Source organism: Bradyrhizobium sp. USDA 3650 (genome assembly GCF_054057395.1).
This window is the reverse complement of the sequence record NZ_JBSRZG010000001.1, coordinates 6931236-6957627: the sequence shown is the minus strand read 5'-3', so window position 1 is coordinate 6957627 and position 26392 is coordinate 6931236. Positions and strand designations below refer to the sequence as shown.

At 62.8% G+C, this 26392-nt stretch carries 33 protein-coding genes; 22 read left to right on the top strand and 11 right to left on the bottom strand.

The features are described from left to right. Nucleotides 1-2 precede the first annotated feature (2 nt). From ACVIN2_RS32685 to ACVIN2_RS32630, 12 genes are all read left to right on the top strand, one after another. On the top strand, nt 3-812 hold the full coding sequence (locus ACVIN2_RS32685) for a sugar phosphate nucleotidyltransferase (protein WP_456768742.1): 810 nt from the start codon (nt 3-5) through the stop codon (nt 810-812). Continuing rightward, nucleotides 809-1576 (top strand): TIGR04290 family methyltransferase, encoded by a 768-nt coding sequence (locus tag ACVIN2_RS32680; protein WP_456768741.1) that lies wholly within the window; start codon nt 809-811, stop codon nt 1574-1576. Before ACVIN2_RS32685 ends, ACVIN2_RS32680 begins: the two co-directional genes overlap by 4 nt. Further along, nucleotides 1573-2526, top strand: coding sequence for a beta-xylosidase (locus ACVIN2_RS32675; RefSeq protein WP_456768740.1), 954 nt, complete (start codon nt 1573-1575; stop codon nt 2524-2526). The genes ACVIN2_RS32680 and ACVIN2_RS32675 overlap by 4 nt, the downstream gene beginning before the upstream one ends. Beyond that, nucleotides 2514-3719, top strand: coding sequence for a phosphopentomutase (locus ACVIN2_RS32670; RefSeq protein WP_456768739.1), 1206 nt, complete (start codon nt 2514-2516; stop codon nt 3717-3719). Before ACVIN2_RS32675 ends, ACVIN2_RS32670 begins: the two co-directional genes overlap by 13 nt. A 209-nt stretch (nt 3720-3928) precedes the next feature. Then, entirely contained in the window at nt 3929-5041 is a 1113-nt protein-coding gene (locus ACVIN2_RS32665; RefSeq protein WP_456768738.1) for an NAD-dependent epimerase/dehydratase family protein, read from the top strand. Further along, nucleotides 5041-6105 (top strand): GDP-mannose 4,6-dehydratase, encoded by a 1065-nt coding sequence (locus tag ACVIN2_RS32660; RefSeq protein ID WP_456768737.1) that lies wholly within the window; start codon nt 5041-5043, stop codon nt 6103-6105. Before ACVIN2_RS32665 ends, ACVIN2_RS32660 begins: the two co-directional genes overlap by 1 nt. Then, a complete protein-coding gene (locus tag ACVIN2_RS32655) occupies nt 6102-7388 on the top strand; it encodes a TIGR04295 family B12-binding domain-containing radical SAM protein (RefSeq protein ID WP_456768736.1) in 1287 nt (428 codons plus the stop codon). Before ACVIN2_RS32660 ends, ACVIN2_RS32655 begins: the two co-directional genes overlap by 4 nt. Then, nucleotides 7385-8488, top strand: a complete 1104-nt coding sequence (locus ACVIN2_RS32650; protein WP_456768735.1) for a glycosyltransferase family 4 protein — start codon at nt 7385-7387, stop codon at nt 8486-8488. Before ACVIN2_RS32655 ends, ACVIN2_RS32650 begins: the two co-directional genes overlap by 4 nt. Next, on the top strand, nt 8485-9615 hold the full coding sequence (locus ACVIN2_RS32645) for a CgeB family protein (protein WP_456768734.1): 1131 nt from the start codon (nt 8485-8487) through the stop codon (nt 9613-9615). The genes ACVIN2_RS32650 and ACVIN2_RS32645 overlap by 4 nt, the downstream gene beginning before the upstream one ends. After that, nucleotides 9612-10700 carry a CgeB family protein gene (locus tag ACVIN2_RS32640; RefSeq protein ID WP_456768733.1) on the top strand — a complete coding sequence of 363 codons (1089 nt, stop codon included), beginning with the start codon at nt 9612-9614 and terminating at the stop codon, nt 10698-10700. The genes ACVIN2_RS32645 and ACVIN2_RS32640 overlap by 4 nt, the downstream gene beginning before the upstream one ends. Next, on the top strand, nt 10697-11821 hold the full coding sequence (locus ACVIN2_RS32635; RefSeq protein ID WP_456768732.1) for a CgeB family protein: 1125 nt from the start codon (nt 10697-10699) through the stop codon (nt 11819-11821). The genes ACVIN2_RS32640 and ACVIN2_RS32635 overlap by 4 nt, the downstream gene beginning before the upstream one ends. An 11-nt stretch (nt 11822-11832) precedes the next feature. Then, a complete protein-coding gene (locus ACVIN2_RS32630) occupies nt 11833-12900 on the top strand; it encodes a UDP-glucuronic acid decarboxylase family protein (RefSeq protein ID WP_456768731.1) in 1068 nt (355 codons plus the stop codon). A gap of 24 nt (nt 12901-12924) precedes the next feature. Here the strand turns inward: ACVIN2_RS32630 and ACVIN2_RS32625 are convergent, their stop codons facing one another. Further along, nucleotides 12925-13185, bottom strand: coding sequence for a hypothetical protein (locus ACVIN2_RS32625; protein ID WP_456768730.1), 261 nt, complete (start codon nt 13183-13185; stop codon nt 12925-12927). 134 nt (nt 13186-13319) lie between these two features. Next, nucleotides 13320-13817 (bottom strand): ferritin-like domain-containing protein, encoded by a 498-nt coding sequence (locus tag ACVIN2_RS32620; RefSeq protein WP_456768729.1) that lies wholly within the window; start codon nt 13815-13817, stop codon nt 13320-13322. A gap of 228 nt (nt 13818-14045) precedes the next feature. Here ACVIN2_RS32620 and ACVIN2_RS32615 point away from each other — a divergent pair, with 228 nt between their 5' ends. From ACVIN2_RS32615 to ACVIN2_RS32600, 4 genes are all read left to right on the top strand, one after another. Further along, entirely contained in the window at nt 14046-14648 is a 603-nt protein-coding gene (locus ACVIN2_RS32615; RefSeq protein WP_456768728.1) for a NuoB/complex I 20 kDa subunit family protein, read from the top strand. Between the two features lie 29 nt (nt 14649-14677). After that, a complete protein-coding gene (locus ACVIN2_RS32610) occupies nt 14678-15547 on the top strand; it encodes an MBL fold metallo-hydrolase (RefSeq protein WP_456768727.1) in 870 nt (289 codons plus the stop codon). Nucleotides 15548-15620: 73 nt separating this feature from the next. Further along, nucleotides 15621-15974 carry a hypothetical protein gene (locus ACVIN2_RS32605; protein ID WP_456768726.1) on the top strand — a complete coding sequence of 118 codons (354 nt, stop codon included), beginning with the start codon at nt 15621-15623 and terminating at the stop codon, nt 15972-15974. A gap of 204 nt (nt 15975-16178) precedes the next feature. After that, on the top strand, nt 16179-17066 hold the full coding sequence (locus ACVIN2_RS32600; RefSeq protein WP_456768725.1) for a manganese catalase family protein: 888 nt from the start codon (nt 16179-16181) through the stop codon (nt 17064-17066). A 53-nt stretch (nt 17067-17119) separates the two neighbouring features. Here ACVIN2_RS32600 and ACVIN2_RS32595 read toward each other — a convergent pair whose 3' ends face one another. Next, a complete protein-coding gene (locus tag ACVIN2_RS32595; protein ID WP_456768724.1) occupies nt 17120-17356 on the bottom strand; it encodes a hypothetical protein in 237 nt (78 codons plus the stop codon). Nucleotides 17357-17382: 26 nt separating this feature from the next. After that, complete coding sequence (locus ACVIN2_RS32590; protein WP_456768723.1) at nt 17383-18579, bottom strand: NADH-quinone oxidoreductase subunit D; 1197 nt, start codon at nt 18577-18579, stop codon at nt 17383-17385. Between the two features lie 162 nt (nt 18580-18741). On the opposite strand from ACVIN2_RS32590, the gene ACVIN2_RS32585 reads away from it, so the two are divergent. Together ACVIN2_RS32585 and ACVIN2_RS32580 are read left to right on the top strand one after the other, a co-directional pair. After that, nucleotides 18742-18978: a DUF3551 domain-containing protein gene (locus ACVIN2_RS32585; protein WP_201263779.1), complete on the top strand. Its 237-nt coding sequence runs from the start codon at nt 18742-18744 to the stop codon at nt 18976-18978. 68 nt (nt 18979-19046) lie between these two features. Further along, nucleotides 19047-20021 (top strand): patatin-like phospholipase family protein, encoded by a 975-nt coding sequence (locus ACVIN2_RS32580; RefSeq protein WP_456768722.1) that lies wholly within the window; start codon nt 19047-19049, stop codon nt 20019-20021. Between the two features lie 41 nt (nt 20022-20062). On the opposite strand, the gene ACVIN2_RS32575 is transcribed toward ACVIN2_RS32580, so the two are convergent. The 5 genes from ACVIN2_RS32575 to ACVIN2_RS32555 form a co-directional block, all read right to left on the bottom strand. Beyond that, on the bottom strand, nt 20063-20914 hold the full coding sequence (locus ACVIN2_RS32575; RefSeq protein ID WP_456768721.1) for an SIR2 family NAD-dependent protein deacylase: 852 nt from the start codon (nt 20912-20914) through the stop codon (nt 20063-20065). Beyond that, a complete protein-coding gene (locus ACVIN2_RS32570) occupies nt 20915-21394 on the bottom strand; it encodes an NUDIX hydrolase (RefSeq protein ID WP_456768720.1) in 480 nt (159 codons plus the stop codon). It abuts the gene before it with no gap. Nucleotides 21395-21469: 75 nt separating this feature from the next. Beyond that, nucleotides 21470-22255: a succinate dehydrogenase iron-sulfur subunit gene (locus ACVIN2_RS32565; RefSeq protein ID WP_456768719.1), complete on the bottom strand. Its 786-nt coding sequence runs from the start codon at nt 22253-22255 to the stop codon at nt 21470-21472. Nucleotides 22256-22329: 74 nt separating this feature from the next. Further along, entirely contained in the window at nt 22330-22494 is a 165-nt protein-coding gene (locus ACVIN2_RS32560; RefSeq protein ID WP_456768718.1) for a hypothetical protein, read from the bottom strand. Beyond that, nucleotides 22466-22975: a DUF2243 domain-containing protein gene (locus tag ACVIN2_RS32555; RefSeq protein WP_456768717.1), complete on the bottom strand. Its 510-nt coding sequence runs from the start codon at nt 22973-22975 to the stop codon at nt 22466-22468. Before ACVIN2_RS32555 ends, ACVIN2_RS32560 begins: the two co-directional genes overlap by 29 nt. A gap of 228 nt (nt 22976-23203) precedes the next feature. Between ACVIN2_RS32555 and ACVIN2_RS32550 the strand changes: the two genes are divergently transcribed. After that, nucleotides 23204-23683 (top strand): DUF4142 domain-containing protein, encoded by a 480-nt coding sequence (locus tag ACVIN2_RS32550; RefSeq protein ID WP_456768716.1) that lies wholly within the window; start codon nt 23204-23206, stop codon nt 23681-23683. Between the two features lie 87 nt (nt 23684-23770). Next, nucleotides 23771-23986, top strand: coding sequence for a hypothetical protein (locus ACVIN2_RS32545; protein WP_456768715.1), 216 nt, complete (start codon nt 23771-23773; stop codon nt 23984-23986). 773 nt (nt 23987-24759) lie between these two features. On the opposite strand, the gene ACVIN2_RS32540 is transcribed toward ACVIN2_RS32545, so the two are convergent. Next, complete coding sequence (locus ACVIN2_RS32540) at nt 24760-24933, bottom strand: hypothetical protein (protein ID WP_456768714.1); 174 nt, start codon at nt 24931-24933, stop codon at nt 24760-24762. A gap of 47 nt (nt 24934-24980) precedes the next feature. On the opposite strand from ACVIN2_RS32540, the gene ACVIN2_RS32535 reads away from it, so the two are divergent. Continuing rightward, nucleotides 24981-25652, top strand: a complete 672-nt coding sequence (locus ACVIN2_RS32535; RefSeq protein WP_456768713.1) for a DUF1236 domain-containing protein — start codon at nt 24981-24983, stop codon at nt 25650-25652. A 41-nt stretch (nt 25653-25693) separates the two neighbouring features. Continuing rightward, a complete protein-coding gene (locus ACVIN2_RS32530; protein ID WP_456768712.1) occupies nt 25694-25882 on the top strand; it encodes a hypothetical protein in 189 nt (62 codons plus the stop codon). Nucleotides 25883-25902: 20 nt separating this feature from the next. On the opposite strand, the gene ACVIN2_RS32525 is transcribed toward ACVIN2_RS32530, so the two are convergent. After that, on the bottom strand, nt 25903-26370 hold the full coding sequence (locus ACVIN2_RS32525; RefSeq protein WP_456768711.1) for a metallophosphoesterase family protein: 468 nt from the start codon (nt 26368-26370) through the stop codon (nt 25903-25905). Nucleotides 26371-26392: the final 22 nt, after the last annotated feature.

The window sequence follows — 26392 nt, the reverse complement described above, 5'->3', positions numbered from 1 at the left end:
TCATGTGGGGCATCGTTCCGGCCGCGGGCCGCGGCAGCCGCATCCAGCCGCTCGCCTTCTCCAAGGAGTTGCTTCCGGTCGGAAGCCAACGGGACGACGGCATCGATCGTCCGTGCGCCGTCTCCGAATATCTGCTGGAGCGGCTGATCCTTGGGGGGGCCGACAAGATCTGCTTCGTGATCTCCCCCGGCAAATCGGACATCCTTGAATATTTCGGCGATCATTATGGCAGCGCCCAGCTCGCCTATGTCGTGCAGCCCGATGCGTCGGGGCTGTGCGATGCCGTGTTCAGGGCGGGCACGGTCGTTGGCCACGACGAAGACATCCTGGTCGGACTTCCGGATACGGTCTGGTTCCCGAAGGCGGCCTTGCAGGCATTGCCGGCCGCTGACCTGTCGTTTCTGCTGTTTCCGGTTGAACACCCCGAGTTCTTCGATGCCGTCGTGCTCGAGGGCGATCGCGTCACGGAGATCCAGGTCAAGCGGCCGGATGCGGCGTCGAAATGGATATGGGGCGCATTCAAGATGTCCGGCAACGGATTTCGCGAACTCCAGTCGTTGTGGACAAAGCGCGAGCGCCGGGATGAATATTTCGGGACGCTCGTCAATGCCTACATCGCGGCCGGCGGCCAGGGTCTCGGCGTCAAGGCCGGCGAATCCTATGTCGACGTCGGCACCATCGACGGCTACCGGACAGCAATGGCGTTGCTCGCGGAAAGCTCTCCCGGGAACGGACGCTCTCGACTACTGGCCGGCGGTTCGCCGGAGGCAGCCCGCCCAGCCCGGGCAATGAACAATGGAGTGACCGCATGAGCAGTGGCGCCCTCTCCCGGGAGGAAATCCGCCAGCGCGTCGATGCGCTCGGGCCATGGTTTCACAATCTGGACCTCAACGGCGTGCCGACAGCGCCTTCACACTTTCTCGGCGACTATCCCAACGTGAAATGGCGCCGCTTCTCCGGGATCATCCCGGACCGCCTCGAAGGCAAGACCGTGCTCGATATCGGCTGCAATGCCGGTTTCTACGCCATGGAGATGAAGCGACGCGGCGCCGAGCGCGTCCTCGGCCTGGACACTGACGACGAATATCTCGCGCAAGCGCGCTTCGCGGCTGAGGTGAACGGGCTCAGGATCGAATTCCGCAAGATGTCAGCCTACGATGTCGGACAGCTGCGCGAAAAGTTCGATCTCGTGATCTTCATGGGCGTGCTCTATCACCTGCGGCACCCTCTGCTAGCACTCGACCTGATCCACGAGCACGTGGCCAGCGATCTCCTGCTGTTCCAGTCGATGCAGCGCGGCGACAGCCGCGTGGATCCGCTCGACAAGAACTACGACTTCTGGACCACCGATCAGTTCGATTCCCCGGGCTATCCAAAGCTGCACTTCATCGAGAACAAATATGCCGACGACCCCACCAATTGGTGGGTGCCGAACCGCGCCTGCGCCGAAGCCATGCTGCGCAGCGCCGGCTTTGCGATCGCGGCGCATCCGGAAGAGGAAGTCTATCTCTGCAAGCGCGTAGCAAGGCCGCAGGCGGAAGGTCCGGTCTATCCGTCGCGGGAGACCGGCCGATGATCGAAGCCGCCAAGATCTGGAACGAGCCCAACAACAAGTCGCACTGGGACATCCTGATCGATCCGGATTGGACCATGTTCGCGAGCCTGGCGCTCGCTGCGGGAAAGGCGATCCGCAGTGCGCATCCCACACTGCCGCGTGTGCTTGGCGGTATATCGCCGATCGATCCGTCCTTCATCCGCAACATGCAGGCGCGCGGCGTGCTCGATCATGTCGATGCCGTGGCCGTGCACGGCTTTCCGCTGGACTGGAACCTGTGGCAGATCTCGGAATGGCCGGCCAAGCTCGACGAGATCAAGGCCGTCACTTCCCTGCCGGTGTGGGTGAGCGAGGTGGGAGTCTCGTCCTTCGGTGCCGAGGAGGTGCAGGCCTGGGGACTGACCCGAACGGCGGAGTTGTTGATCGGCCGGGTGCCGCGGATTCACTGGTACAGCCTCTACGATCTTCCTTCGAGCTGGGAGGCGACCACGCGGCACAAGGAAGCTGAAGGCTCGTCGTACTATCGGCACTTCCACATGGGGCTGCTGCGCGAGGACGGAACGCCGAAAGCCTCGGCGGACCTTTTCGCCCAATATGCACCCGCGATGGGCCTGTGCCAGTGGTTTCACTTCGAGGACCACCGCCTCGACGACGCCGTGCGCTGGATGCGCCGGCTCGGCGTGCAGCATCTCAGGACCGGCCTGTCCTGGGCCGACAGCTTCCGCCCCAACGCGCTCGCCTGGTTTGATCGGCAGATGGACGCGCTGGCCGAGTTTCAGGTCACCGTGACCTTCTGCTTCACCCCGGAACATCGAGGTATCGAACCTCATCACACCAGCCCGCCCCTCGACGTCAACGAGTTCGCGGATTTCTGCGCACAGATGGTCGAACGCTATTGCGCGATAACCGGACTCGCGCCGTCGGCAGCGTCTTCCCGCCCAGCCATCTCGGAGCCGACATGCGTGCCCTGATCCTGGTGATGGACTCCGTCGGGATCGGCGCCGCTCCCGATGCCATCAATTACGGCGACGAGGGTGCCGATACCGTCGGCCACATTGCTGACATGTGCATGGCCGGCACTGCCGACGGACCAGGCCGGGAGGGGCCGCTTCGGCTTCCCAATCTGGTTGCGCTCGGCCTTGGCCAAGCTTGCCGTCTCGCCACCGGGCGCGTACCGCCGGGGCTCGATGGCCGTCCTGAGCATGCGCGATTTGGCTGCGCGAGCGAGATCTCCAAAGGCAAGGACACGCCATCCGGCCATTGGGAGATCGCCGGCGTGCCGGTGCCGTTCGACTGGGGCTATTTTCCAAGAACCAAACCGTGCTTCCCGCGCGACCTGATGGAGAGGCTGTGCGAACAGGCTCGCTTGCCCGGCATCCTCGGGAACTGTCACGCCTCCGGCACAGAGATCATCGCCGAATTCGGCGAGCGTCACATCAGAACGGGCGAACCGATCTGCTATACATCGGCCGACAGCGTGTTTCAGGTCGCAGCGCACGAGGAGACGTTCGGACTCGAACGCCTCTATGAGGTCTGCCGCATTGCCCGCGGACTGGTCGATCCCCTCAACATCGGGCGCGTCATCGCACGTCCCTTCATCGGTACGTCGGCAGGTGGCTTCAAGCGGACATCGCACAGGAAGGACTTTTCCGTCCCGCCGCCGGAGCGGACGATCCTCGATCTTGCCGAAAGTGCAGACCGTGACATCGTCACGATCGGCAAGATCGACGACATCTTCGCCCATCGCGGGACCGGGAGGAACCTGCGCGGCGATGGCAACCAGGCGCTGTTCGATGCCACGCTCGATGGGTTGGCCTCTCTCGCGGAGGGCGGGATATTGTTTGCCAACTTCATCGATTTCGACACGCTGTACGGCCATCGGCGCGACGTCACCGGCTATGCAGCGGCGCTCGAAACGTTCGATGCGCGCGTTCCGGATCTGCTGAACCGCCTGCGCGATGATGACTTCCTGATCATCACGGCTGATCATGGTTGCGACCCGACCTGGAGCGGTACCGACCACACGCGGGAACAAGTGCCGATTCTGACGTGGAGCGCGCGCTCAATTTCTCCGATCGGCAAGCGCGCCGGATTTGCGGACATCGGCGCGACGGTTGCGAGCCATCTCGAACTGCAGGCGCCGGTTCACGGCGTGCATTTTTAGCCCGCTGCACCCGGCAGATTCACCTGGGTTATTGATCCAGGTTAGAGAAATATTCGTTTGTAGGTTTCGCAGGAACGAACATTCCTTGCATCGCTTCTAATTCCAAATGTGACTGGCGCGCCGGTCGCCCGACCAGAATAGCAGCGCGCTTTCATTCTCATCACGGATTGATCCCGCAGGATCGATCTCACGGCGGCACGGAGCGGTGAATGACGCGAGTATTGATCACTGGAGGTGCGGGATTCATCGGGTCGCATACAGCCGACGCGCTGCTGGCGGCCGGCTATGAAGTCCGCCTGCTCGACAATCTCTCGCCGCAAGTCCACGGAGGCAACCGCCAGCGCCCCGCTTACCTTGCCAAAGACGCGGAGCTCATCGTCGGTGACGTCACCGACGCCCTCGCGGTCGATCATGCGTTGCGCGGCACCGACATGGTGCTGCATCTCGCATCAGCAGTCGGCGTCGGCCAGAGCATGTACGACATCGAACCCTATGTCAGAACCAACGAGCTCGGTACCGCCGTGCTGTTGCAGGCACTATCCAAGCGCCCGGTCGCGCGGCTCGTGGTGGCCTCGTCCATGAGCATTTACGGCGAGGGCCTTTACCGGAGCGCCGATCAAAGTGTGGTCGCCTGCGAGGAGCGCGCGGTCGAGCAGCTTCGCCGCGGCGATTGGGAGCTGCACGATGCAGCCGGCAACCCGCTCGATCCCGTTCCCACGCCGGAGACAAAGCAGCCTTCGCTGAGCTCGATCTACGCGCTCAACAAATATGCGCAAGAGCGCATGTGCCTGATCACGGGCAAGGCTTATGGCATCCCGACGGTGGCGCTACGCTTCTTCAATGCGTTCGGACCGCGTCAGGCCCTGTCCAATCCGTACACCGGCGTGCTGGCCATCTTTGCCGCCCGGCTGCTCAACGGCCGCCCTCCCCTCGTCTTCGAGGACGGCCGGCAACGCCGCGATTTCGTCCATGTGCATGACGTCGCCCGCGCCTGCCGGATGGCGCTGGAGGCGGAGCACGCGCAGGACGTCTTCAACGTCGGCTCCGGCCAGAGTCGCACCATTCTATCGGTCGCGGAGGATCTGGCCGAAGTCATGGGGCGCCGCGACATTGCGCCCGAGCTGACGCGGAAGTATCGCGCCGGGGATATCCGGCACTGCTTCGCCGACATGGGAAAATCCCGTGACGTGCTCGGCTTCGAGCCTCGCGTCGCATTCAGGGATGGGCTCGAAGAGCTGGCGGAATATCTCGCCGACCAGATCGCTGACGATCAGGCGGAGCGGGCCACCAAGGAGCTGCAGCAACGAGGATTGGTCGCGTGATGAGTAAACGAGACAACAGACCCGTCCTGATCACCGGCGGCTGCGGGTTTATCGGCTGCAATCTCGCCGACCGACTGGCGGAGCGCGGCGAGCCGGTGCTGATCCTGGATAACCTCGCCCGCGCCGGCGTGCGGGAGAATGCGCAGTGGCTGAAGTCCCGGCATGGCGACCGGGTCACGATCACCGTGGCCGACATTCGCGAGCCGATCCCGGTGATCGACGCCGTACGCGAAGCCCGCGCCGTGCTGCATTTGGCCGCCCAGGTCGCCGTCACCGACAGCGTGAGCGATCCGGCCGCCGATTTCGAGATCAACGCGCGGGGCACATTGAACGTGCTCGAAGCCGTGCGCCTCCACAACAACGCCGCGCCGATCGTGTTCGCCTCGACCAACAAGGTCTACGGACGCCTGATCGACGATGGCGACATCGCGCTCACCGGCCGCCGCTACACGCCGACAAGCGGCCTGCTCGCCGGCGGCATCTCGGAAAATGCGCCGCTCGACTTCTACAGCCCCTATGGATGCTCCAAGGGAACGGCCGATCAATACGTTCACGACTATGCGCGGGTCTACGGCCTCCAGACCGCGGTGATGCGGATGAGCTGTATCTATGGGCCCCGTCAATTCGGCACGGAGGATCAGGGCTGGATCGCGCATTTCCTGCTGAGCGCCATCCGCAGCAAAGAGCTGACGATCTATGGCGACGGCCATCAGGTCCGCGATGCGCTTCACGTCTCCGACGCGGCCTCGGCCTGGCTCGCCGTGCTCGATGGCATCGCGCTCGCCCGTGGACGCGTATTCAATCTCGGCGGCGGTCCGGCCAACGCGATCAGTCTGCTGGAATTGATCGACCGCATCACCGATCTGACCGGCCGCAAGGTGGCCTATCGCTTTGCCAATTGGAGGCCCGGCGATCAGCCCTGGTACGTGACCGACACGCGCGCGCTCTCCAGTGCGCTCGGCTGGGCGCCTCAGGTTTCGTTCGCAGAAGGCCTCCGATCCCTTCACACCTGGCTGGACGGCCGGTTCGGATCGTCACAAGGCAACCGCGAGGCGCTGGCATGACGCGTGTTGCCCTTATCAACCCCAATTGGGATTTTGGCGGCAGCATCTATTTTGGCTGCCGATCCCCTCACCTTCCGCTCGAACTCGGGATCTCCGAGCATTATTTGAAGGCGGCTGGGCACAAGACGCTGCTGCTCGATGCCCACATGTTCGACCTTTCTCTCGCCGACATCGAGGCCGAGCTGCGCGCGTTCGGCCCCGACCAGATCGTCATCACGACGGCACCGACCTATCTGTTCTGGCGCTGTGCCCCTCCCGAGCTCCGCGTTCCACAGGAGCTCGCGATGGCGGTGCGCGATTTGGCTCCGATCCTCATCGCGGTGGGCCCGCATGGCTCGACTGTGCCAAGGACCGCGCTTCGAAAGCTCGGCACCGACATCGTCGTGATGGGCGAGTGCGAGGCGTCCTTGCTGCGTCTCGCCAATGGCGAGCGGGACTTTCCGGGCCTGTGCTTCGCCGATGGCGCATCGCTCCGCGTCAATGGCGGCCCGCAGGCGGTCGCATTCAAGGATCAGCCGCCGCTCGACTGGCCGGAGGAGATGATCCGGCGGCACCACCATCACCACCACCGTTTCGAAGCCGAGCCGCAGGCACCGGGCGCCGAGGTCGAGGCGTCCAGGGGGTGTCCGTACAATTGCACGTTCTGCGCCAAGGAGAACTTCCGCAACGCCTACCGCAAGCGACCTGCCTCCATCGTTCTCGAAGAGATCGACGGCCTGCGTCATCGGGGCATCGAGTATGTCTATTTCATCGACGAGATTTTCCTTCCGAACGCGGAACTGCTGGAAGGGTTGACCACACGCGGGCTGAAGTTCGGAGTGCAGACCCGCATCGACCTCTGGAAGCCGGACATGCTGGCTCTGCTCGGCCGCGCCGGCTGCGTCTCGATTGAAGCCGGCATCGAGAGCCTCACGGTCGAGGGTCGCGCCGCGCTCGCCAAGAACTGCAAGATGACGACCGACCAGCTTGCCGAACGGCTGGTCGAAGCGCGCCGTCACGTTCCTTTCGTGCAGGCCAATTTGATTGAAGTCCCCGAGGATGATGATCCCGTCGTGCAGCGCTGGCGCCACACCATGCAGGATGCCGGCATCTGGGCCAACGATCCGGTCCCGCTGTATCCCTATCCGGGCTCGCCGGATTATCGAAAGCTGTGGGGCGAGCCCGACGATTTCGCCTGGGAGCGCGCACACCGGCACTATCTCGCGATGTTCGACCAGTTCAGCGACGTGCAGAACGATCGCCCGGTGCCGCTCGAGACTCTCGAACTGCAGGTGCCATCATGAGCCGCAGCTCGCAGCTCAGGATCCTGATGACGACCGACACCGTCGGAGGCGTCTGGACCTATTCGTCATCTCTTGCTTCGTCCCTTGCAGCGAAGGGCGCCGACGTCACCCTGGTGACGATGGGTCCGCGCGCGCGGGCCGGCCAGCTTGCGATGCTGCGTGGCTCGCGGGTCCGCCTGATCGAAACGGACCTTGCGCTCGAATGGCAGGATCCGGAAGGACAAGATCTGTCGCAGGCCAGGCGCGTCCTTGCGAAGCTCGAAGCCAGTATCGGGCCTGACGTCGTTCACCTCAACAGCTTTCGCGAGGCGACCTTCGCCTGGCACGCGCCGGTGGTGGTCGTCGCGCATTCCTGCGTCAACTCCTGGGGGCTCGCCTGCCGCGATACAAACTGGCTCGGCGAACCGAAATGGCGCCGCTACACCGAACGGGTGACGGCCGCACTCGACACCGCACAGGTCTGGGTTTGTCCCAGCCAGTCCTTCCACGATGACATTGCGGAAATCTATCGGCCTCGCTCGCGCGGCATCGTGATCTGGAATGGAATTGGCTCTCACGGTTTTGCAGGATGGAAGCAAGACATGATCTTTGCGGCGGGCCGGCTCTGGGACCGCGCCAAGAACATCGAGGTCCTAGCAGCCGCGGCGCCTGGGCTGGACTGGCCCGTTCAGGTTGCCGGGCCGGCGAACGAGTGCCCTTCGGCTTCCGTCACCTGGCTCGGGCATTTGCCTCACGACGCCATGCGCGCGCACTTGCAGCACGTCGCCATCTTTGCCAGCCCCGCGCTTTATGAGCCGTTCGGCCTCTCCGTTCTGGAAGCCGCGGCCGCGGGATGCGCCCTCGTCCTGTCCGACATTCCCACTTTCAGGGAATTGTGGCGCGGAGCCGCGCTGTTCGTCGATCCCACCGACAGCAAGGCGCTGCATCGAGCGCTCGCAGGTCTGTGCACCGACGATCGCGAGCGGGTGCGGCTGCAACGTGCCGCCTTTGAGCATTCCCTGACCTACTCGCTGGCCCGAACCACGAGCGCCTATCTCAGCCTCTACGAGGAGCTGCTTCCCGTCCATCACGCGCCCGCCCCCATGGAGGTACGCGCATGAAATGCGTTCTGTTCTACCACGCGTTCACCTCCTGCTGGAACAACGGCAATGCCCATTTCCTGCGTGGCTACGCCCGCGAACTTCACGCGCTCGGTCACGAGGTTGTCGTGTTCGAGCCGATCGACGGCTGGAGTCGATTGAATGCGATCCGCGAGGGTGGCAGTCAAACGATGGAGGATATTCCAGCGCTGTTTCCCGGAATCGGCATCCGCCGTTACGACGCCTCCCTTGATCTCGATGAAGCCTTGCACGGCGCCGATCTCGTCGTCGTCCACGAATGGAATTCGCCTGATCTGATCGCAGACATCGGATCGAGACGGGCTCACGGCGCTCCATTCACGCTGCTGTTCCACGACACCCATCATCGCGCCGTCAGCGCACCGGACGAACTTGCGCAGTTCGACCTCGACGGCTTCGACGGTGTGCTCGCCTTCGGCGAGGTGCTTCGCCAAATCTATCTAAAGCTCGGCTGGGCCGACCGGGCCTTCACCTGGCATGAGGCGGCCGACGTCGCCTTGTATCATCCGCTGCCGCATGTCGAGCGCACCGACGATGTCGTGTGGATCGGCAATTGGGGCGATGGCGAACGCAGCGCCGAGCTCAACGAATTTCTGGTCGAACCCGTGGCCGAGCTGAAGCTGCGCGCGGGGGTCTATGGCGTCCGCTATTCGGACGCAGCCCTCGCGACCATTCAGGCGGCAGGCATTCGGTATGGCGGCTGGCTGCCCGCACACTGGGCCCCCATTGCTTTCGCCGGCGCACGCGCGACTGTCCACGTTCCCCGTGGCCCCTATGTCCGCTTGCTTCCGGGCATTCCGACCATTCGCGTCTTCGAGGCGATGGCCTGCGGCATTCCTCTGGTCTCGGCCCCCTGGTCGGATGCGGAAGGCCTGTTCCCGGAAGGTGCCTATCTCAGCGCTTCCGACGGCACCGAAATGAAGCGGGCGCTTCGTGCGCTGCTCGAGGACCGAGAGTTGTGGTCCGCCACGGTGGAGACCGGACTCCGGACCATCAAGGAGCGTCACACCTGCCGTCACCGGGCGGAGCAGCTTGTCGGCATCGTGCAGGACCTCCGGGCCACAGGCCACTCCACACAGCCCCTGCGATACATCGGAGCCTCCGCATGAAGATCTGCTTCTTCGGATCCAGCCTCGTCTCATCCTACTGGAACGGTGCCGCCACCTATTACCGCGGCATGCTGAAGGAGATTGCGGCCCTCGGCCACGACGTCACATTCTACGAGCCGGATGCCTTCGAGCGACAGGCCCATCGCGACATCGACGATCCCGACTGGGCGAAGGTGGTGGTCTACGCCGCAAAGCCCGACGGCTGGCGAAGCTCGCTTGAGGAAGCCGCCCGCTCGGCCGACATGCTGGTCAAGGCCAGCGGCGTCGGCGTCTTCGATCAGGAGCTGGAGAACGCGGTCGCCGAAATTCCGTCGAATGCAATGCGCATCTACTGGGACGTCGACGCCCCCGCGACGCTGGAGTCGGTGGCGGACAATCCAGACCATCATCTGCGCCATGCCATCCGGTCCTACGACATGGTTTTGACCTATGGCGGCGGCGATGCCGTCGTATCCGCTTATCGCGGCATCGGCGCGCGAGACTGCGTGCCTATCTACAATGCGCTCGACCCCGCCACGCACTTTCCGGCGCCGCCCAATGCGCGCTTCACGTGCGATCTGAGCTTACTGGCAAACCGCCTCCCTGATCGCGAGCAGCGCGTCGAGCGGTTCTTTCTCGACGTCGCACGCCAATTGCCTGACAAGACGTTCGTGCTCGGTGGATCGGGGTGGGACTCCAAAGACACGCCAGCCAATCTGCACAAGGTCGGGCATGTCGGGACCGGCGACCACAACGCGTTTTTCGGCTCCGGTCTGGCTACGCTGAACGTCAATCGCGACAGCATGGCGCGCTACGGCTTCTCGCCGCCAACACGCGTGTTCGAAGCCATTGGTGCCGGCGCCTGCCTGATCACCGACCAGTGGGACGGCATCGATCATTTTCTCGAGCCAGATCGCGAGGTGCTTGTGGCCGCGAGCGGGGCGGAGGTCGCAGAGCATCTTGCCGCGCTGCGCCCCGACCGGGCTCAGGCGATCGCAGCGCGGGCTCGTGCGCGCATTCTGAGCCATCACACCTACCGGCAGCGCGCGCGCCAGTTCAACGATCTCTTTGCCGCAAGCAGTTCGCGAGTCGAGGCAGCAGAATGAACCTCACCATCGTCGTCGTCGGTCTTTCGGTTACTTCGTCCTGGGGCAATGGTCATGCCACGACCTATCGCGCCCTGATCGAAGCCCTGGCACGACGAGGTCACCACGTCACATTTCTCGAACGCGACGTCCCCTGGTATCGCGAGCATCGCGATCTTGCCAAACCTTTCGGTTGGACCGTCGAGCTTTATCAATCCTTGAAGGACATCCCGCAGCGCTTCGGCAAGATGATCCGGGACGCCGATCTGGTGGTCATCGGCTCCTACGTGCCCGACGGCATCGCGATCTCTGAATGGATCACGACCCATGCCCGGGGGATTACCGCCTTCTACGACATCGACACGCCGGTCACGCTTGCGAAGCTCGAGCAGGGCCTGGACTATCTTTCCGCGGCGATGATCCCGCGCTTCGACCTCTATTTGTCTTTTGCCGGCGGCCCGGTGCCCGGCATGATCGAGGAGAACTATGGCAGTCCGCTGGCTCGGGTGCTGTATTGCAGTGCCGACACCGACATCTACGCGCCGCAGCGCGCGGAGAAGAAATGGGCACTTGGCTATCTCGGAACCTACAGCGAGGACCGGCAACCGGTTCTGGAGGAGTTGCTGCTCGCCCCTGCTCGCACTCTGTCACGCGAGCAATTCGTCATCGCCGGGGCGCAATATCCTGATGAGGTGGTCTGGCCCGCCAATGTCGCCCGGATCGAGCACCTCACGCCCAGACATCATCCGCGATTTTACGCAGAGCAACGCTTTACGTTGAACGCCACCCGCGCCGACATGCGCACGCTCGGCTTCTCGCCCAGCGTCCGGCTGTTCGAAGCGGCCGCGTGCGGCACGCCCGTCATCTCGGACCGGTGGCCTGGAATCGAGACCGTCTTCGAGCCTTCCCGGGAAATCCTGCTCGCATCGAGCCCCCGCGACGTCGTGGAGATCCTGCGCGACATGCCCGAGGAGCAAAGGCGCACGATCGCGGAAAACGCGCGGCGCCGCGTCCTGGCCGACCACACCTCCGACCATCGCGCCCGGCAAGTGGAGACCTACTACGCCGAGGCATCGGTACGTCGCCGCCGGAAAGCCCCGCAACTTCCCGCCTCGCGTCCCATGCAGGTCGCTCAAATCTGAAAGGCAGCACAATGACAGTTCAGACCCGCATCGACGCGTCCCGCCGCTCCCCCACTGTTCTGGTGGCCGGCGGCGCCGGCTTCATCGGATCCCACCTTTGCGACGCGCTTTTGCAGCGCGGCCACACCGTGATCTGCCTCGACAACCTGTTTACGGGAAGGATCGACAACATCCGGCCGCTGCTCAATCATCCGAATTTTCGCTTCATCGAACACGACGTGCGCGACCCCGTCGAGATCGAGGGCGAGATCGACCGGATCTACAGCCTCGCCTGCCCGGCGTCGCCCCGTCATTATCAGAAAGATCCGGTCGGCACGATGAAGACGTGCGTGCTCGGCACCATCAACATGCTGGAGCTCGCGCAGCGGAAAGGCGCCCGGGTGCTGCAGGCATCGACCAGCGAGGTCTACGGCGATCCGGAGGTGCATCCCCAGCCGGAATCCTATCTCGGCAACGTCAACCCGATCGGGCCGCGGGCCTGCTACGACGAGGGCAAGCGGGCCGCGGAAACGCTGATGTTCGACTACCATCGCATGTACGGGGTCGAAATCAAGGTCGCGCGCATCTTCAACACCTACGGACCCCGGATGCTGGAGAACGACGGGCGCGTGGTCTCCAACTTCATCGTGCAGGCGCTTCGCGGAGAGCCGATCACGATCTATGGAGGTGGTACGCAGACCAGGAGCTTCTGCTTTGTCGACGATCTCGTGCGGGGCCTCCAGCTGCTCATGGAGAGCCCGTCGTCGGTCACCGGACCCTGCAACTTGGGTAATCCGCACGAGGTTACCATCGAGGCGATCGCGCGCGACGTGCTGGCGTATACGGAATCAGCCTCCCCGCTCCGGTTCGAGGAGCTGCCGAAAGACGATCCGAAGCGCCGCAAACCCGTCATTGACACAGCCGTGAAGGCGTTGGGGTGGCGCCCGCGCGTGGCGCTCAAGGATGGTCTTCGCGCGACCATCGCCTATTTTGCTATGCGCATGGCCGGGGAAGCGCCGGCACTCGTTCCGGCCATTGCACCGCGCAGGAGCGCACGTACCGGGGCACGCGGCCAGCTGACAATCGCCGATCGGCAGTAAGAGCCCACAAACCCGCGCGAGCTCTCAAGCCCGTGAAGCAGCCGCACCACGAACCGGCTTGCAGAGGCTCTCGAGATGGTACTGGTATTCGGAGATCGCGCGATTGGCCATCCGGATCCGGTTCGCCTGGCCTTCCTCGACCATCATGGTGATGCGCTGGGCCAGAAATACGCACGCATCGAACTCATCGTGGATCGCCCCGCTGCGGGCGAGAAAGTCCCATGCGATCTCATAGGCCTGTTCGGCAGCAGGATTGCGGTAGTCGCTGAAGATGATGTGCGCCATGACAGCAAAACGCGAATGAGAGGGGCTTCGGTCCTGCGAGCCCATAGGAGAGCGCAGGCAGACTCAGCGACCGAACCCGCCGGTCTCGCAGCAAGCGGGACCGGCGGTCTCGTCGTGGTGGCGATGGAGTGCGATCAGGCCGCCTGGCGCTGATGCGCCAGATATTCCATTGTCACCTTCTCGACGTTTGAGTCGATCCAGGCGGCCATGCGCTGCTCCTCCTTCAGCGATGTCTCGAGCGGCTCCTTGGCCTCCGCGAACCCAGCGGCGCCACACAGGGCGAGCAGAGACTTGTAGGCAGCGATCTCGAAATTCTCGAAGGCATTGTTGGCGAACGTGTTCTTGAGAATCTCGTCGCCGGCAACCGAGTGGGCCATGGCTTGCATGTTCGCCATCATGGATTGCGTCGTATCCTTGAGGCTGGAGGTACTCTCGCCGCAAGCTTCCAGGCATCTCTCCAGCCGCTTCAGTTGCTCGTTAGTCTCATGAAGGTGCGCGGCGACCTTGGCTTTGACCTCGGGATATTCGTCCAGTCGTTCCGACTGACGTTCCATCAATTCCCGCGCCTGCACTTCCATCGCATGCGCATTGCGTAGTCCAACCACGAATGTGTCGCGGGCTGCGTTCGTCATCTCATGTTCTCCATTTCACGGGCCATGTTGCCGCCAACCGCAGTTTCGGTGGATCGTTCCTAGGGGTGATGAGTGAGGCGAACGCTGGGTTCCGGCCGCCGGACCCGAAGCTAACCTGCGATAACAGAACACAAATCGCCCCAACGCCGCAGGAACGCTGCATGCGAATGACTGTTCTCGGCAACGTGTGGTCGCATCGGGAAACGGCCGCAGCGCTCAGGGACAAGAATGACAGACAGCTCTCCGTACGTCAGCAACTCAGGCGCTTCGCTTGGTAGGCCTGGACTTGGCAGGCCCGGACTTGGCCGGCCGGGTGAGGGACAGCCGGACAACACGTCCGATCCGTTCTTCATGAGCATCCGCAACGATCTTGCGGACAAGGGCTTCTTCACGGCGACCGCGGAGGAGCTGATCACCTGGGCGCGAACCGGGTCGCTGATGTGGATGACGTTCGGGCTCGCCTGCTGCGCGGTCGAGATGATGCAGATGTCGATGCCGCGCTATGACGCCAAACGCTTCGGCTTCGCCCCGCGCGCATCGCCACGCCAATCCGACGTGATCATCGTCGCGGGCACCCTGACCAACAAGATGGCGCCGGCGTTTCGCAAGATTTACGACCAGATGCCCGAGCCGCGCTACGTAATCTCGATGGGGTCGTGCGCCAACGGCGGTGGTTACTACCACTATTCGTATTCGGTCGTGCGCGGCTGCGATCGCGTCGTGCCTGTCGACATCTACGTGCCCGGCTGCCCGCCGACCGCGGAAGCGCTGCTGTACGGCGTGATGCTGCTTCAGAAGAAGATCCGGCGCATCGGCACGATCGAGCGCTAGTGAGCTGACAAAATCGGACTCGAATGAACATGACGCAGATCTCGCTTCCCTCTTCCGCCGACGCGGAGCACCCACAATCCGACCTCGACCGCAATGACAACACGCGGCAGATCGTCGCTGACGTGGCCTATCGTCAGCTTGCGATCGTCAACGTCATCTTCGTTGGCTTCGAGAACGCCGGCGACGGCAATTGGGTGCTGGTGGACGCCGGCATCCCCGGATCGGCTGGCGCCATCCGCTCTGCCGCCAAGGCCAGATTTGGAGGAAACGGCCGGCCCGCCTGCATCATCATGACGCACGGGCACTTCGATCACGTCGGCGTGCTCGAAACGCTGGCAAGTGAATGGGAGGTGCCGGTTTATGCCCATGCCGCCGAGCATCCCTATCTTGATGGAAGCCGATCCTATCCGCCGGCCGATCCCAATGTCGGTGGCGGGCTGCTGGCTCGGCTCTCTCCGCTATTTCCGACCAAGCCGGTGAACGTCGGATCGCGCCTCTATGATCTTCCCTTTGATCACAGCGTACCCTTCATGCCGGAATGGCAGTGGATCCATACGCCCGGCCATACTCCAGGGCATATCTCGCTCTTGCGCGAACGCGATCGCGTGCTGATCGCCGGCGACGCCTTCATCACGACGCGGCAGGAATCCGTTTACGCCGCGGTGACGCAAACGCCGGAGATGCACGGGCCCCCGATGTATTTCACCCCCGATTGGGAAAGCGCTAAGAGATCGGTGCGCGCACTTGCCGCGCTCGCTCCGGAGATCGTCGTCACCGGACACGGCGCGGCCATGCAGGGCCCGCAGATGCGCGCGGCTCTCGATGCTCTCGCTCAACGATTCGACGAAGTTGCCGTGCCTTCGCAATATCGACGCGGAGTCGTCGAGGACAGAGCTTGATCACGCTGCACGGCTAGGAACGGTCAATGCTTCACATGATTGGTCCGACATCGAAACCTCAAGGAGAAGAAAGATGCGTAAGACGATCCTGACGATCTTCATGGCCACGATGCTTGCAGGCGCTTCAGTCGGCGCAGCGTTCGCGCAAGGTGCTGGCGGCGGCGCTGGTGGTGGCGCAGGCGGCGCCGGTGGTGGGGCCGGTGGCGCCGGAGGTGGCGCTGGTGGCGGCGCGGGCGCTGGTGCAGGCGGCGCAGGCGGCGGAGCTGGAGCTGGAGCTGGCGGTGCGGGAGCCGGCTCGGGCGGAGCCGGCGGATCCGGTGGCGGCGGCATCACCCATGTCGAGCGGGGCGGACAAGGTGCCTCCAGTCCTTCCGGCATGCGCAACGAGACGACCCCACCGTCCAACGGGACCATGCCGCGCCGCTAACGGTTCGCGGTTCGCAATTTTCTTAAAGCGCGCTCCTTGCTGTTGCGCGCATGAGAGCGGCTCCGGCGAGATCCTCTCCTCGCCGGGGCCGCATCGCGTTCACGTCGCGATTTAAAGGTTTTCAAAGCAGTCGCTAGAAACTTCATAGGAACGCAACCCGGCAGCACTCATTGCGCAATAGCGTGAACATAAAAGGAGCTGCGCATGTACTACTTCGACAAACGACTGCAATATCCGGTCAGGGTCGAGAAGCCCGATCCGATCTTCGCCCGCCAGCTGCAGCAAGCCATCGGCGGCGTCGAAGGCGAGATCCGCGTCTGCCTTCAATATTTCTTCCAGGCCTGGGGCGTGCGGGGGCCGGCCAAATATCGCGACGTCCTGCTCAATACCGCGACCGAAGAGATCAGCCACATCGAGATGCTCGCGACCGCGGTCGCATTGAACCTGGAGAATGCGCCGGCAACGATGCAGGAGACCAGCCTGCAAGCCAACCCGGTCGTCGGCGCGGTGATGAACGGCGGCGAGCGGCCGCGGCATGTGATCGAAGGCATGCTGCACCGGCATCTGCTCTCGACCGGCATGGCAGCCTTCCCTGCCAATTGCGACGGCGTCCCCTTCGATTGTTCGCATGTCTATGCCAGCGGAAATCTGGCCGCCGACATGTATTGCAACGTCGCGGCCGAATCCACCGGCCGGACCCTCGCCGTGCGTCTCTTCAACTCCACGAGCGATCCCGGCATGCAGGACATGCTGGGCTATCTGATTGCGCGCGATACCATGCATCAACAGCAATGGCTCGCGGTGATCGAGGAGATGGGCGCGGACGCCGCCCTGCCGATTCCGAACAGCTTCGACCGCAGCAAGGAGGCGACCGAGTTCAGTTACATGTTCATGGGCACCGAACGCAACGCGGCGCCGCTGCAGCCGGGGCGCTACTGCGAAGGCCCTTCGCTCGACGGCCAGGGGTCGTTCAGCTTCCGCGCCGGGTTCGAGCCTTTGGGCGAGGAGCCTGTGCTTGGACCGGCCCGGCCCGATAGCGGCGCACAGGTCGAGCAGATGAACGAGCCGCCGGTGACGAACGCGCTGGCCTGATTCTCGTGCAACGGCCGGGGTCGTCCGATGAAAGGGGCGGCCCTAGCCGACGTCTAGCGACGCCGGGCCACCAGAACGCCCAACAGAAACGCCGCAAAGACCGCTTGCAGCGGCGCTGCTCTGGTTATCTTCCGCAGTTCGTCGGCCAATTGTGCCGAGGGCGCTTGGGAAGGCGTATCAAGTCCTGTTCTTGTATCGCCGTGCGGCGCGTGCGAGCCGTTCTGCGCGGTGAACTGATCGTCCACAAGGCCCGACGCTTCGGTCATCGCGGAGCTTTCCCTGATATCCATCCTGATCCTCCAATGCGGTTTTCCTGTCAGCGATCGACCTCGCCGAAGACAATATCCAGCGACCCGAGGATCGCCGAAACGTCTGCCAGCAAATGCCCTTTGCATAGAAAGTCCATCGCTTGCAGGTGGGCGAAGCCCGGCGACCTGATCTTGCACTTGTAGGGACGGTTCGTCCCGTCCGAGATGAGGAACACACCGAACTCTCCCTTCGGAGCCTCGACGGCGACATAGACCTCGCCGGCGGGAACGTGGAAGCCCTCGGTGTATAGCTTGAAGTGGTGAATCAGCGCCTCCATGGAACGCTTCATCTCGCCACGTCGCGGCGGCGCGACCTTGTTGTCCTGCACGAGCACCGGGCCCTGCCCGTCGGCAGACTTCAGCTTCTCGATGCACTGCTTCATGATGCGCACCGATTGCCGCATCTCTTCCATGCGAATGAGATAGCGGTCGTAGCAGTCGCCGTTTCGTCCGACGGGAATGTCGAAGTCCATCTCGGCATAGCAGTCGTAGGGCTGTGCCTTTCGCAAGTCCCAGGCCGCGCCCGACCCCCGCACCATCACGCCGGAGAAGCCCCACGCCCAGGCCTGATCGAGTGTCACCCGGCCTATATCAACGTTTCGTGCCTTGAAGATGCGGTTGAGCGAGAGCAGCCGATCCAGGTCGTCGACGACGCGCAGGAACGGATCGCACCAGGCCTCAATATCGTCGATCAGTTTCGGTGGAAGGTCCTGGTGCACGCCCCCGGGACGATAATAGTTGGCATGCATCCGACTGCCGGACGCACGTTCGTAGAACACCATGAGCTTCTCGCGCTCCTCGAAGCCCCAAAGAGGTGGCGTCAAGGCTCCGACGTCCATCGCCTGCGTCGTGACGTTCAGAAGATGAGACAGGATGCGGCTGATCTCGTGATAGAGCACCCTGATCAGCTGCCCACGCCGGGGAACTTCAAGCCCGATCAGTTTTTCGATCGCTAGGCAGAACGCATGCTCCTGCGTCAAGGGGGCAACATAGTCGAGCCGGTCGAAATAAGGGATCGCCTGAAGATAGGTCTTGACCTCGATCAGCTTTTCGGTGCCCCGATGCAAAAGACCAATATGCGGATCGACGCGTGCGACGATTTCGCCGTCCAGTTCGAGCACGAGCCTCAGCACGCCATGAGCGGCGGGATGCTGGGGACCGAAATTGATGGTGAAGTTTCTAAGGCTGGGAGACTGCTCAGACATATCGCTTCCGATCGAGGGCGCCCGTCACCTTAATCGCGATCGGCTTCGAACGGCTTCACACAGGTTAACGATCCGCGTCGAACCGGAGAAAAAGCGCCGTGAACGTCGCCCTTTGGAACGCCGCTTCATGAGGGACGTTCAATGTTGAAATTGGAGATTTCCATGAAACATCGATTGCTCCTGGCCGCCGCCTCTCTAGCGCTCGTGGCGGGCATCGGCTCCCCATCGGCGGCCGTCGCACAAGACCGCTACTGCCTTCAGGGCCGCGTCTGGGGCTATCCGGGCAACTGCCAGTTCGCCAGTTACGCTCAATGCATGGCGACTGCATCGGGAACGAACGCCTATTGCGGCGTCAATCCGCGCTATGCCTATGCACGGCGATATAGGGGATATCGGTGACCGGCCCAGGTTGCGGCTGATAACCGAGCTCCTTTCTGACCGATCCTGCCGCTAAGCCGAGCGACCCCATGGCAACAGAGCAACCGCTCACGGCCGTCGTGTTCGCTGGCGGTCTCGGTCTTGGCGCGTACCACGGCGGCGCATTCGAGGCCCTCACTTCTTTCTCGCCGCATATCGACTGGGTCACCGGCTCGTCCGCGGGCGCGATCACGGCCGCATTGATCGCCGGATCTCCAATCGCCGACCGCCTCTCGAGTTTGCGCAGCTACTGGCGTGCTTCCGCAGCGCCCGCCGCCACAAAGGGCGCCAGCCGCCATCTGTCCGCCTGGCTGAGCTCAATCAACACGCGCCTGCTTGGCCACGCCGGCTTTTTTCATCCCCGTCTCCCTCTAACGTCATTCCCGTTCACCGGTCTGTATGATCTCGGCCCGACGCGCGAGCGCCTTCAGCGGCTGGTCGATTTCGGGCGCCTGAACAACGGCGAGCTGCGCATCTCTATCTGCGCTACAGACCTCGAAAGCGGCGATGCCATTCTGTTCGACTCGTCATCGGAACGGATCGAAATGGATCACATCCTGGCCAGTTGCGGATTTCTCCCCGAATTCGCTCCGGTACAGGTCGCCGGAAGATGGCTCGGCGATGGCGGGTTCTCGCTCAACGCGCCGTTCGATCCGGTCCTCGAAGCTGCAGCCTCGCTTCGCCTTTACGTCGTCGACCTCTATGCGCGGGACGGCAGCGTCCCTGACGGCCTCGAGGCCGCGGCTGAGCGCAAGAGCAATCTCACCTTCGGCAATCAGACCTTTCAGCGTCTTCGCCACGCCCTCGAAGCCCGCCAGCTTCGCGCCGAGCTACAGGGGCTCGATCGCAACGACAGGATCTATCTCCTGAGCTACCGGTCCGGCCGCGAGGAAGCCGGACCTGAGAAATCGTTCGACCTGTCGGAAGCCGCCATGGCGCAACGTTGGCGCGCGGGCTTTTTGGACATGCAGCATGCCGCATCCTTGGCCCCCGGGGACGGGATATGCAAGGTGCGGCGAGGTTAGCAGCGCTTCAGCACGCCGGGGACGAGACCGCCTCAGGTCTCTCAGTCGATACGTTGGCGGATGTCCAGCAAGAACCGGGTAACACCATCATCCGGGCTGACGCCATCGGGCGGCGCGATGGTGGTGATGCCCCAGTTCGCCAATACCGCCTCTTGCACCGGATTGCGCTGCGTGACGAAAACGAAGGACCTCGGTCGGTCCTGGCGGTGCCCGGATTCGTCCCAACTCTGCCAAATTCGGTGCAGCAGGAGCCGAATGTTGGGATCGGACATGCTGTATCCGATGAAAAGCAACGTGCTTCCCAAAGCATCGGCGCGAAACCTGATATCGAGCGGAGATTCGAACGCGAGCCGGTTGAGGAAGTCGGTCTCGGTCAGGACGAGCGAGGCATCGTCGTCGAAGTCGCCATGAAATTTGATGATGTGCGTGACGCCGGAATGGGCGCTTGCAATGTCCTTTGCGTTGCTGATCTTGGCATAGGGCTTTTCCAGAACCTCGAAGGCTGACTCAAGATTGCGGTCGTAGTTCGTGGTGTAGATGGTCGGAAAATCGAGCTCCACGATCAGCTTGTGAAGGCGCGAGGCCGCGATCCTGTCCGGGTCGACGCGCCAGTTGCGGTCGAGCCAGCTGCGGAGCGGGCCAATTCCGCCGCGCTTCAGCCGGTAGTACTCCGCCAGCATCTGATAGCCGCCGTGCATTCCATCGATCACGTTGCGCTCGAGACCAAGGTCATCCAGCAGATGGTCGATCAGAGATTGCCAGGACGGCAGGCCGACAGCCATCGAGACGCCGGCGCCGACGAACAGGATCGCGCAACGCCGCTTGATCGCAGCGGCCAGGACCTCATGAGGCGGTCGCTCCTCGAATGCGAGTCCGATCGGTTGCTGGTTCATCTACCTTGAATTACTCGAGGGCACCCGGGTTCCTCCACTCACAACATCAACCAGCGGTGAGGAAGCGGTCTTCTCCGTCTGCGCCGCGAAACGGGCGATCAGACGCCGAAGCTGCGCCTTGTGGACTAGACGGCTCGCCTTCTTCGGCGAGACCCAGATTGCTTCGCGCTCACCCTTTTCCGGCCACCAGCGCTCCTGCCCGTGGACCCTCATGGGAAAGACGGCGACGTCCATGGTCCGCTTGCGATCGCCCTTGCCTTTACGATGCTTGAAGGAGCCCAGCGCGCGCTTTGCGGTGACGCCGACAAGACCGGCTTCCTCGTAAGCCTCGAGCGCAGCCGTACGGTGCGGCTCCGTCTTGCGCATCGGCGATCCCTTCGGGACGCTCCACCTGCCCTTGCGCCTGGTCGTGATCAGCATCACGCGCAATTCGGAATTGTTCAGCGTGAACGGCAACGCGGCGAATTGTTTCTTGCCCATCAGGCGCCTCCAGTTTGGTCGATAAGCCTATGCCGCAGCCATCGTTCCTTTATGCGGGGGAGCGTCCATCTCCGATCAGAACTTCCGTTCGACCATCTTGAGGCGCAATCCGGAAATGGCTTCGCCCGGATTCAAACCCTTGGGACACGCCTTCGCGCAGTTGAGGATGGTGTGACAACGATAGATCCTGAAGGGGTCTTCGAGCTTGTCGAGGCGCTCGCCCGTCGCCTCGTCGCGGCTGTCATTGACCCAGCGGGCCGCCTGGATCAGGGCTGCTGGGCCGAGGAAACGCTCGGAATTCCACCAGTAGCTTGGACAAGACGTCGAGCAGCAGGCGCAGAGGATGCATTCGTACAGCCCGTCGAGCTTCGCCCGATCCTCATGGCTCTGCCGCCATTCCTTTTGTGGCGTGGGCGACACGGTTTGCAGCCAAGGCTCGATCAATGCGAGCTGGGCGTAGAAATTCGTCAGGTCCGGAACGAGGTCCTTGACCACTGGCTGGTGCGGCAAGGGCAGCACGCGCAACGGCTGGCCGTTCGGGACGTCCTCGCTCATGGACTTGGTGCAGGCGAGCGTGTTCTGGCCGGCGATGTTCATCGAGCAGGAGCCGCACACGCCTTCGCGGCAGGACCGCCTGAACGTCAGTGTGGAATCGATGTTGTTCTTGATCCAGATCAGGCCGTCCAGAACCATGGGCCCGCAATCGCTCAGATCGACAAAGTAGGTGTCGAGCCGGGGATTGCGACCGTCGTCGGGATTCCAGCGATAGACCTGGAATTCGCGCAACGTCTTACTGTCAGGCTTGGGCCAGACCCTTCCCTTTTCGACGCGGGAGTGTTTCGGAAGCCTGAACTCGACCATGTTACCTCCGGGCGGACATGAGGCGTTGACGAAAAGCCGCGGCGTTCATCTCAATGGCGTAGGTGAACCGCGCATCAGCCGAGATTGAAGCAACGTAGTTGCAGGAGATCGTCCAGCGACACACCAAACAGCACGATGCGAAAAGCCGGTGCTGTCGCCAGCACCAGCAGCACTATGAAAATGGCATAGACAAGAGCCGGCGGGGTCTCTCTAGCGAACCTGTAGACTGCTTTCCGCATGGACCCTCTCTTGCGTGCCGGCGCGTGACATGGCGGCGCCGATGACCAACATGGCCGCACCCCATAGCAGGAAGCCGATGTCCCAGAAGATGCGCTGCTCGTGAGGCACGGTCTCATTCACCTGATGCAGCTTGAAGATCTCATGATCCATCACGCCTTCAACCAGATTGAAGATACCCCATCCGAGCAAGACCGCGCCGAGGCACCTGCTGCCCGACAAGTGAATGTCGGACCTGCGCGCCCGTTGCCACAGCACATACAGGCCGAGCAGCACCAGAACATAGGCCGCGCTGTGGAAGATGCCGTCCCAAGTCGTGTTGAGCTTGACGTTGTCGATGGAGTTGAGCGGGTACCAGCCGCTTAACATATGATGCCATTGCAGCAGCTGATGAAACACGATGCCATCGAAAAACCCGCCCAGACCAAGCCCGAGAAGGATACCCGCGGAAATCGGGAAGTTGGATGAATCGCTGTCTTGCATGAATTGACTCGTGCGCCGGTCGGCATCTGGATCATGGACAAACCGTTCTCAGTGCTGCCGTTCCTATGATCATGGCGCACTTGCCGTGCCAATAACCTGCGTTAATCCGCCGGCGCATGCCACGATGCCGATGACATCAGGTGGAGCATCGCTCGGCTGCTTACGGCGACGATAGGAACGTTCGAAACGGCCGCAGCGTCTTGTGAATCCAACATTGGAGATTCCATCATGCTGAGAAGATCGTTTTTACTTGCATTGGGCGGCCTCGGACTATCGACCTACGCTGCGCAATCCAAACCAGTCCCACAGCGGGATTTTCGAACGGCCGACCTCATGGGTGGGGCGTTTGCGATGCAGACGAGTCAGCTCGCCCTGACGCGGACCGGCAATCCCGACATCGTCAATTTCGCCAATGCGGAGATCGCCGAGCAGGTCCAGGTCGCGGGCGCGCTCGGAGCAGCGCCGGGATCGGCGCCGCTGCGGCCGGATCATGCCGCCCTGCTTCAGCGCCTTCAGGCCACACCGTCGGGTCCCTTCGACCGGATGTATGTGCAGGGGCAGATCCGCGGGCACCGTGAATTGCTCGCGCTCAACAATTCGTATTTGCGATCCGGTGGCAACCCCGGCGAACAGCAGGTCGCACAGATGTCGCTGCCGATCATTCAGCGTCACCTGGCGATCCTGAGCAATCTCAGGGAAGTCGGCTAGAGCTTCACCCAGGGACAAGGAGCGGCGGTGGCCGCGTGTGTCGACCCCCGTCAAAGTCTTCGATGATCCAAATCGCGAGGAGCTGATATGGCGTATGCCCTGTTCAAGGACGACGAAAAACTGAGCCGGACGTTTCCAACCAAAGAGGAAACGCTGAAAAAGGCCGAAGACGCCGGTCTGGTCGAAAGCAGCGAGGGCAAGCCCAGGCTTGAGGACGATCTGAAGATCAAGCCCTGCTCGCCCGACCCCGAACCTCGAAGCGAGGAAGACCTCGATTGGACGCCGGAAAACCCGGCGTCCTGACCGCCGATCTAGCAGCCTTTGCAGATGCTCTTGATCTTTCGATCGACGTGGGAATCCTGAGAGTTCTCCGACCGTATTTCGGCGTCGCCCGGCATCGACGGACCGGGTGTCGCAGTTCCGTCAATCCGTCCGCTGCTGGTTCCTCCTGCGGGATTGCCGGCCCGCCCGACGGTGGTCGATCCTCGCGGGCCACCACCGGTTGATTGGGCCGTTCCAGCGGTGTTCGTGCCGGTAGCCGTCGTGCCGCGCGAAACCGCGGCCGCGTCGGCTGGATTACCCAGATTGGGCGATGCACCGCCTGTCTGGTTTGTAGCTCCAGCAGACCCGAGGCCTGCAGACCCAGGACCTGCAGACCCTACGCCTGCAGACCCAAGGCTCGAGGCACCCCCGGTCGACCCAGGGCTTGCGGCACCGCCGGTGCCACCGCTCGTGCTGCTCGCGCTTGCTCCGCCCGATCCTCCCGAACCGCCGCCGCCACCGCCACCCCCGCCACTCTGCGCCGAGGCAGCCCCGATCGACGCGCTCGCCAGGAAGGCGATCAGTACCAAGCTCGAAGTTGTCCTGGCCATTGCTCAGCTCCTCTCACGATCATTGTGCGTGTGATGTCGATCGCGCTCACCACCGCCTCCCGAGACGTGTGATTTGCGGTCGTTGGTGGGCGCTCCAGGCGCAGGGCGCTCATGCTCGCGACCTCCCTTTTCAGGGTGCTTGCGGTCCTGCCGCGAGGAGCCCGGACCACCGAAGCGTTCAGTGTCTGAGTTCTTGTGTGGCATTCATCGGTCCTGCTGGTAGCCTTGGTTTGTCGTGTTCTGCTTGATATTGCCGTGACGGCCCTGGGTGTCGAAGTTCTCGCGGCCGGGGGCTTTGTCGTCGGTCTCGATCTTTGGATCAGATCCGGGTCCCTTGTCGCTGCGCTGCTCTGGCGGTACGGGGGGCATTTTGGACATTGCATGCTCCTTGTCTCGGTCTCGCGACCTCATGCGCTGGCAATGAGATGCGGCGTCGGTCGTTCCTGATCGATGCTGACGCATCCCCGGAGGAACGAACGATTCCTGCCCGTGTTGACCCCGCAGTTCATACCGAAGGCTTTCAGTTCATGGTCAAGGATCTATCGCGTGAAACGGAGAAGGACGGCACCCGGAAGCTGATGATGGCGGGATCGGTAGTGGCCGCGGTTCTGTTTGTAGGTTTCATCGTCTGGTTCGCCGTCCCCCAGATGTTCGGGACAACGGACTATCTGGGCCGCCCCTCCACAGGAGCAGATAAAAGTGCCGCGGCCACGACGGTCGGCACTGGAGTTCCAACGCAGCACGAAGCCGTCAGCAAAGCGGCGAAGGAAAACCCGGCTGGCAATGAAGATACGACCGGCGCCCGTGCGCGGGATGTGAAACAGACCGCCCAGCCGGCAAGCCTCAACGATCAGCAACGCGAACAGCTCCGCGCCATCATCTCATCGGCGCACGGCCCAACGATGGATCGCCCGAATTTCGAGATGATGATCGGTACTTCAGTGCCGCGCCAGACTCAGGTGGCCGACTTGCCGCCCGAGGTCACGCAAGTTCTGAACGGGTTCTGGGGCGACCAGTACCTGATCGCCGGAAATGATCTTGTCATCGTCGATCAACATTCGCGCCGCGTAGCGGCAATTATCGCTGGCGTACGCTGATCGCGTGCCGCCGTATCGATAAATCATAAAGAGGACAGCTTATGCCGAAGGCAAAAGAACCTGAAAACGACCCGAGAGAAACCCCGGTCGACGATCCGCGACAGCAGACCGATTTGCCACCCCACCGGCAGACGGACCAGCCTTGGCAGGGAAATCCCGAGAAGGAGCAGATCGACCCAAAGCGTCCCCCGATTGATCTGGAGCGGTGGCAAAAATCGAATACCCACTAGCTGGCAGGCACGTACCTCGTTCACGCGTCCAGTTCATGGATGGTGGGCCGCAGGTCGCCGCCCTCATCCAGATCGAGCGTTGCCAGCGTGATCGGCAGCTTGAAGCGCCTTGGACCGGCGCTCCCGGGATTCAGGAAAAGAACTCCGTTGATCGTGTTGACCTGCACCCGATGCGAATGTCCTGATATGACCGCGTTCACACCGGATGCTGCAGGGTCGATGGCGAGCGCCTTGAGATCGTGCAGGAGGTAGAAGCAACGAGCGCCGAGGTGCACCGTTTCGGTTTCGGGATAGCGGCTCGCCCAGCTGCCAACGTCGACGTTTCCCCTGATGGCGGTGACGGGCGCTATTCGGCAAAGCCGCTCCAGAACCTCCGGCGCGCCGATATCACCGGCGTGGAGGATATGCGAGACTCCCGCAAGACAGCGTTCGGCCTCCGGCCTGAGAAGGCCGTGCGTATCCGAGATCACGCCGATCCTCAACGCCATGATCCTCAATGCCATGATCCTC

Bases quoted from the DNA above. Each gene is read 5' to 3' on its own strand.
- ACVIN2_RS32685 (WP_456768742.1), top strand. From the start codon at position 3: ATGTGGGGCATCGTTCCGGCCGCGGGCCGCGGCAGCCGCATCCAGCCG.
- ACVIN2_RS32680 (WP_456768741.1), top strand. From the start codon at position 809: ATGAGCAGTGGCGCCCTCTCCCGGGAGGAAATCCGCCAGCGCGTCGAT.
- ACVIN2_RS32675 (WP_456768740.1), top strand. From the start codon at position 1,573: ATGATCGAAGCCGCCAAGATCTGGAACGAGCCCAACAACAAGTCGCAC.
- ACVIN2_RS32670 (WP_456768739.1), top strand. From the start codon at position 2,514: ATGCGTGCCCTGATCCTGGTGATGGACTCCGTCGGGATCGGCGCCGCT.
- ACVIN2_RS32665 (WP_456768738.1), top strand. From the start codon at position 3,929: ATGACGCGAGTATTGATCACTGGAGGTGCGGGATTCATCGGGTCGCAT.
- ACVIN2_RS32660 (WP_456768737.1), top strand. From the start codon at position 5,041: ATGAGTAAACGAGACAACAGACCCGTCCTGATCACCGGCGGCTGCGGG.
- ACVIN2_RS32655 (WP_456768736.1), top strand. From the start codon at position 6,102: ATGACGCGTGTTGCCCTTATCAACCCCAATTGGGATTTTGGCGGCAGC.
- ACVIN2_RS32650 (WP_456768735.1), top strand. From the start codon at position 7,385: ATGAGCCGCAGCTCGCAGCTCAGGATCCTGATGACGACCGACACCGTC.
- ACVIN2_RS32645 (WP_456768734.1), top strand. From the start codon at position 8,485: ATGAAATGCGTTCTGTTCTACCACGCGTTCACCTCCTGCTGGAACAAC.
- ACVIN2_RS32640 (WP_456768733.1), top strand. From the start codon at position 9,612: ATGAAGATCTGCTTCTTCGGATCCAGCCTCGTCTCATCCTACTGGAAC.
- ACVIN2_RS32635 (WP_456768732.1), top strand. From the start codon at position 10,697: ATGAACCTCACCATCGTCGTCGTCGGTCTTTCGGTTACTTCGTCCTGG.
- ACVIN2_RS32630 (WP_456768731.1), top strand. From the start codon at position 11,833: ATGACAGTTCAGACCCGCATCGACGCGTCCCGCCGCTCCCCCACTGTT.
- ACVIN2_RS32625 (WP_456768730.1), bottom strand. From the start codon at position 13,185: ATGGCGCACATCATCTTCAGCGACTACCGCAATCCTGCTGCCGAACAG.
- ACVIN2_RS32620 (WP_456768729.1), bottom strand. From the start codon at position 13,817: ATGACGAACGCAGCCCGCGACACATTCGTGGTTGGACTACGCAATGCG.
- ACVIN2_RS32615 (WP_456768728.1), top strand. From the start codon at position 14,046: ATGACAGACAGCTCTCCGTACGTCAGCAACTCAGGCGCTTCGCTTGGT.
- ACVIN2_RS32610 (WP_456768727.1), top strand. From the start codon at position 14,678: ATGACGCAGATCTCGCTTCCCTCTTCCGCCGACGCGGAGCACCCACAA.
- ACVIN2_RS32605 (WP_456768726.1), top strand. From the start codon at position 15,621: ATGCGTAAGACGATCCTGACGATCTTCATGGCCACGATGCTTGCAGGC.
- ACVIN2_RS32600 (WP_456768725.1), top strand. From the start codon at position 16,179: ATGTACTACTTCGACAAACGACTGCAATATCCGGTCAGGGTCGAGAAG.
- ACVIN2_RS32595 (WP_456768724.1), bottom strand. From the start codon at position 17,356: ATGGATATCAGGGAAAGCTCCGCGATGACCGAAGCGTCGGGCCTTGTG.
- ACVIN2_RS32590 (WP_456768723.1), bottom strand. From the start codon at position 18,579: ATGTCTGAGCAGTCTCCCAGCCTTAGAAACTTCACCATCAATTTCGGT.
- ACVIN2_RS32585 (WP_201263779.1), top strand. From the start codon at position 18,742: ATGAAACATCGATTGCTCCTGGCCGCCGCCTCTCTAGCGCTCGTGGCG.
- ACVIN2_RS32580 (WP_456768722.1), top strand. From the start codon at position 19,047: ATGGCAACAGAGCAACCGCTCACGGCCGTCGTGTTCGCTGGCGGTCTC.
- ACVIN2_RS32575 (WP_456768721.1), bottom strand. From the start codon at position 20,914: ATGAACCAGCAACCGATCGGACTCGCATTCGAGGAGCGACCGCCTCAT.
- ACVIN2_RS32570 (WP_456768720.1), bottom strand. From the start codon at position 21,394: ATGGGCAAGAAACAATTCGCCGCGTTGCCGTTCACGCTGAACAATTCC.
- ACVIN2_RS32565 (WP_456768719.1), bottom strand. From the start codon at position 22,255: ATGGTCGAGTTCAGGCTTCCGAAACACTCCCGCGTCGAAAAGGGAAGG.
- ACVIN2_RS32560 (WP_456768718.1), bottom strand. From the start codon at position 22,494: ATGCGGAAAGCAGTCTACAGGTTCGCTAGAGAGACCCCGCCGGCTCTT.
- ACVIN2_RS32555 (WP_456768717.1), bottom strand. From the start codon at position 22,975: ATGCAAGACAGCGATTCATCCAACTTCCCGATTTCCGCGGGTATCCTT.
- ACVIN2_RS32550 (WP_456768716.1), top strand. From the start codon at position 23,204: ATGCTGAGAAGATCGTTTTTACTTGCATTGGGCGGCCTCGGACTATCG.
- ACVIN2_RS32545 (WP_456768715.1), top strand. From the start codon at position 23,771: ATGGCGTATGCCCTGTTCAAGGACGACGAAAAACTGAGCCGGACGTTT.
- ACVIN2_RS32540 (WP_456768714.1), bottom strand. From the start codon at position 24,933: ATGTCCAAAATGCCCCCCGTACCGCCAGAGCAGCGCAGCGACAAGGGA.
- ACVIN2_RS32535 (WP_456768713.1), top strand. From the start codon at position 24,981: ATGCGGCGTCGGTCGTTCCTGATCGATGCTGACGCATCCCCGGAGGAA.
- ACVIN2_RS32530 (WP_456768712.1), top strand. From the start codon at position 25,694: ATGCCGAAGGCAAAAGAACCTGAAAACGACCCGAGAGAAACCCCGGTC.
- ACVIN2_RS32525 (WP_456768711.1), bottom strand. From the start codon at position 26,370: ATGGCGTTGAGGATCGGCGTGATCTCGGATACGCACGGCCTTCTCAGG.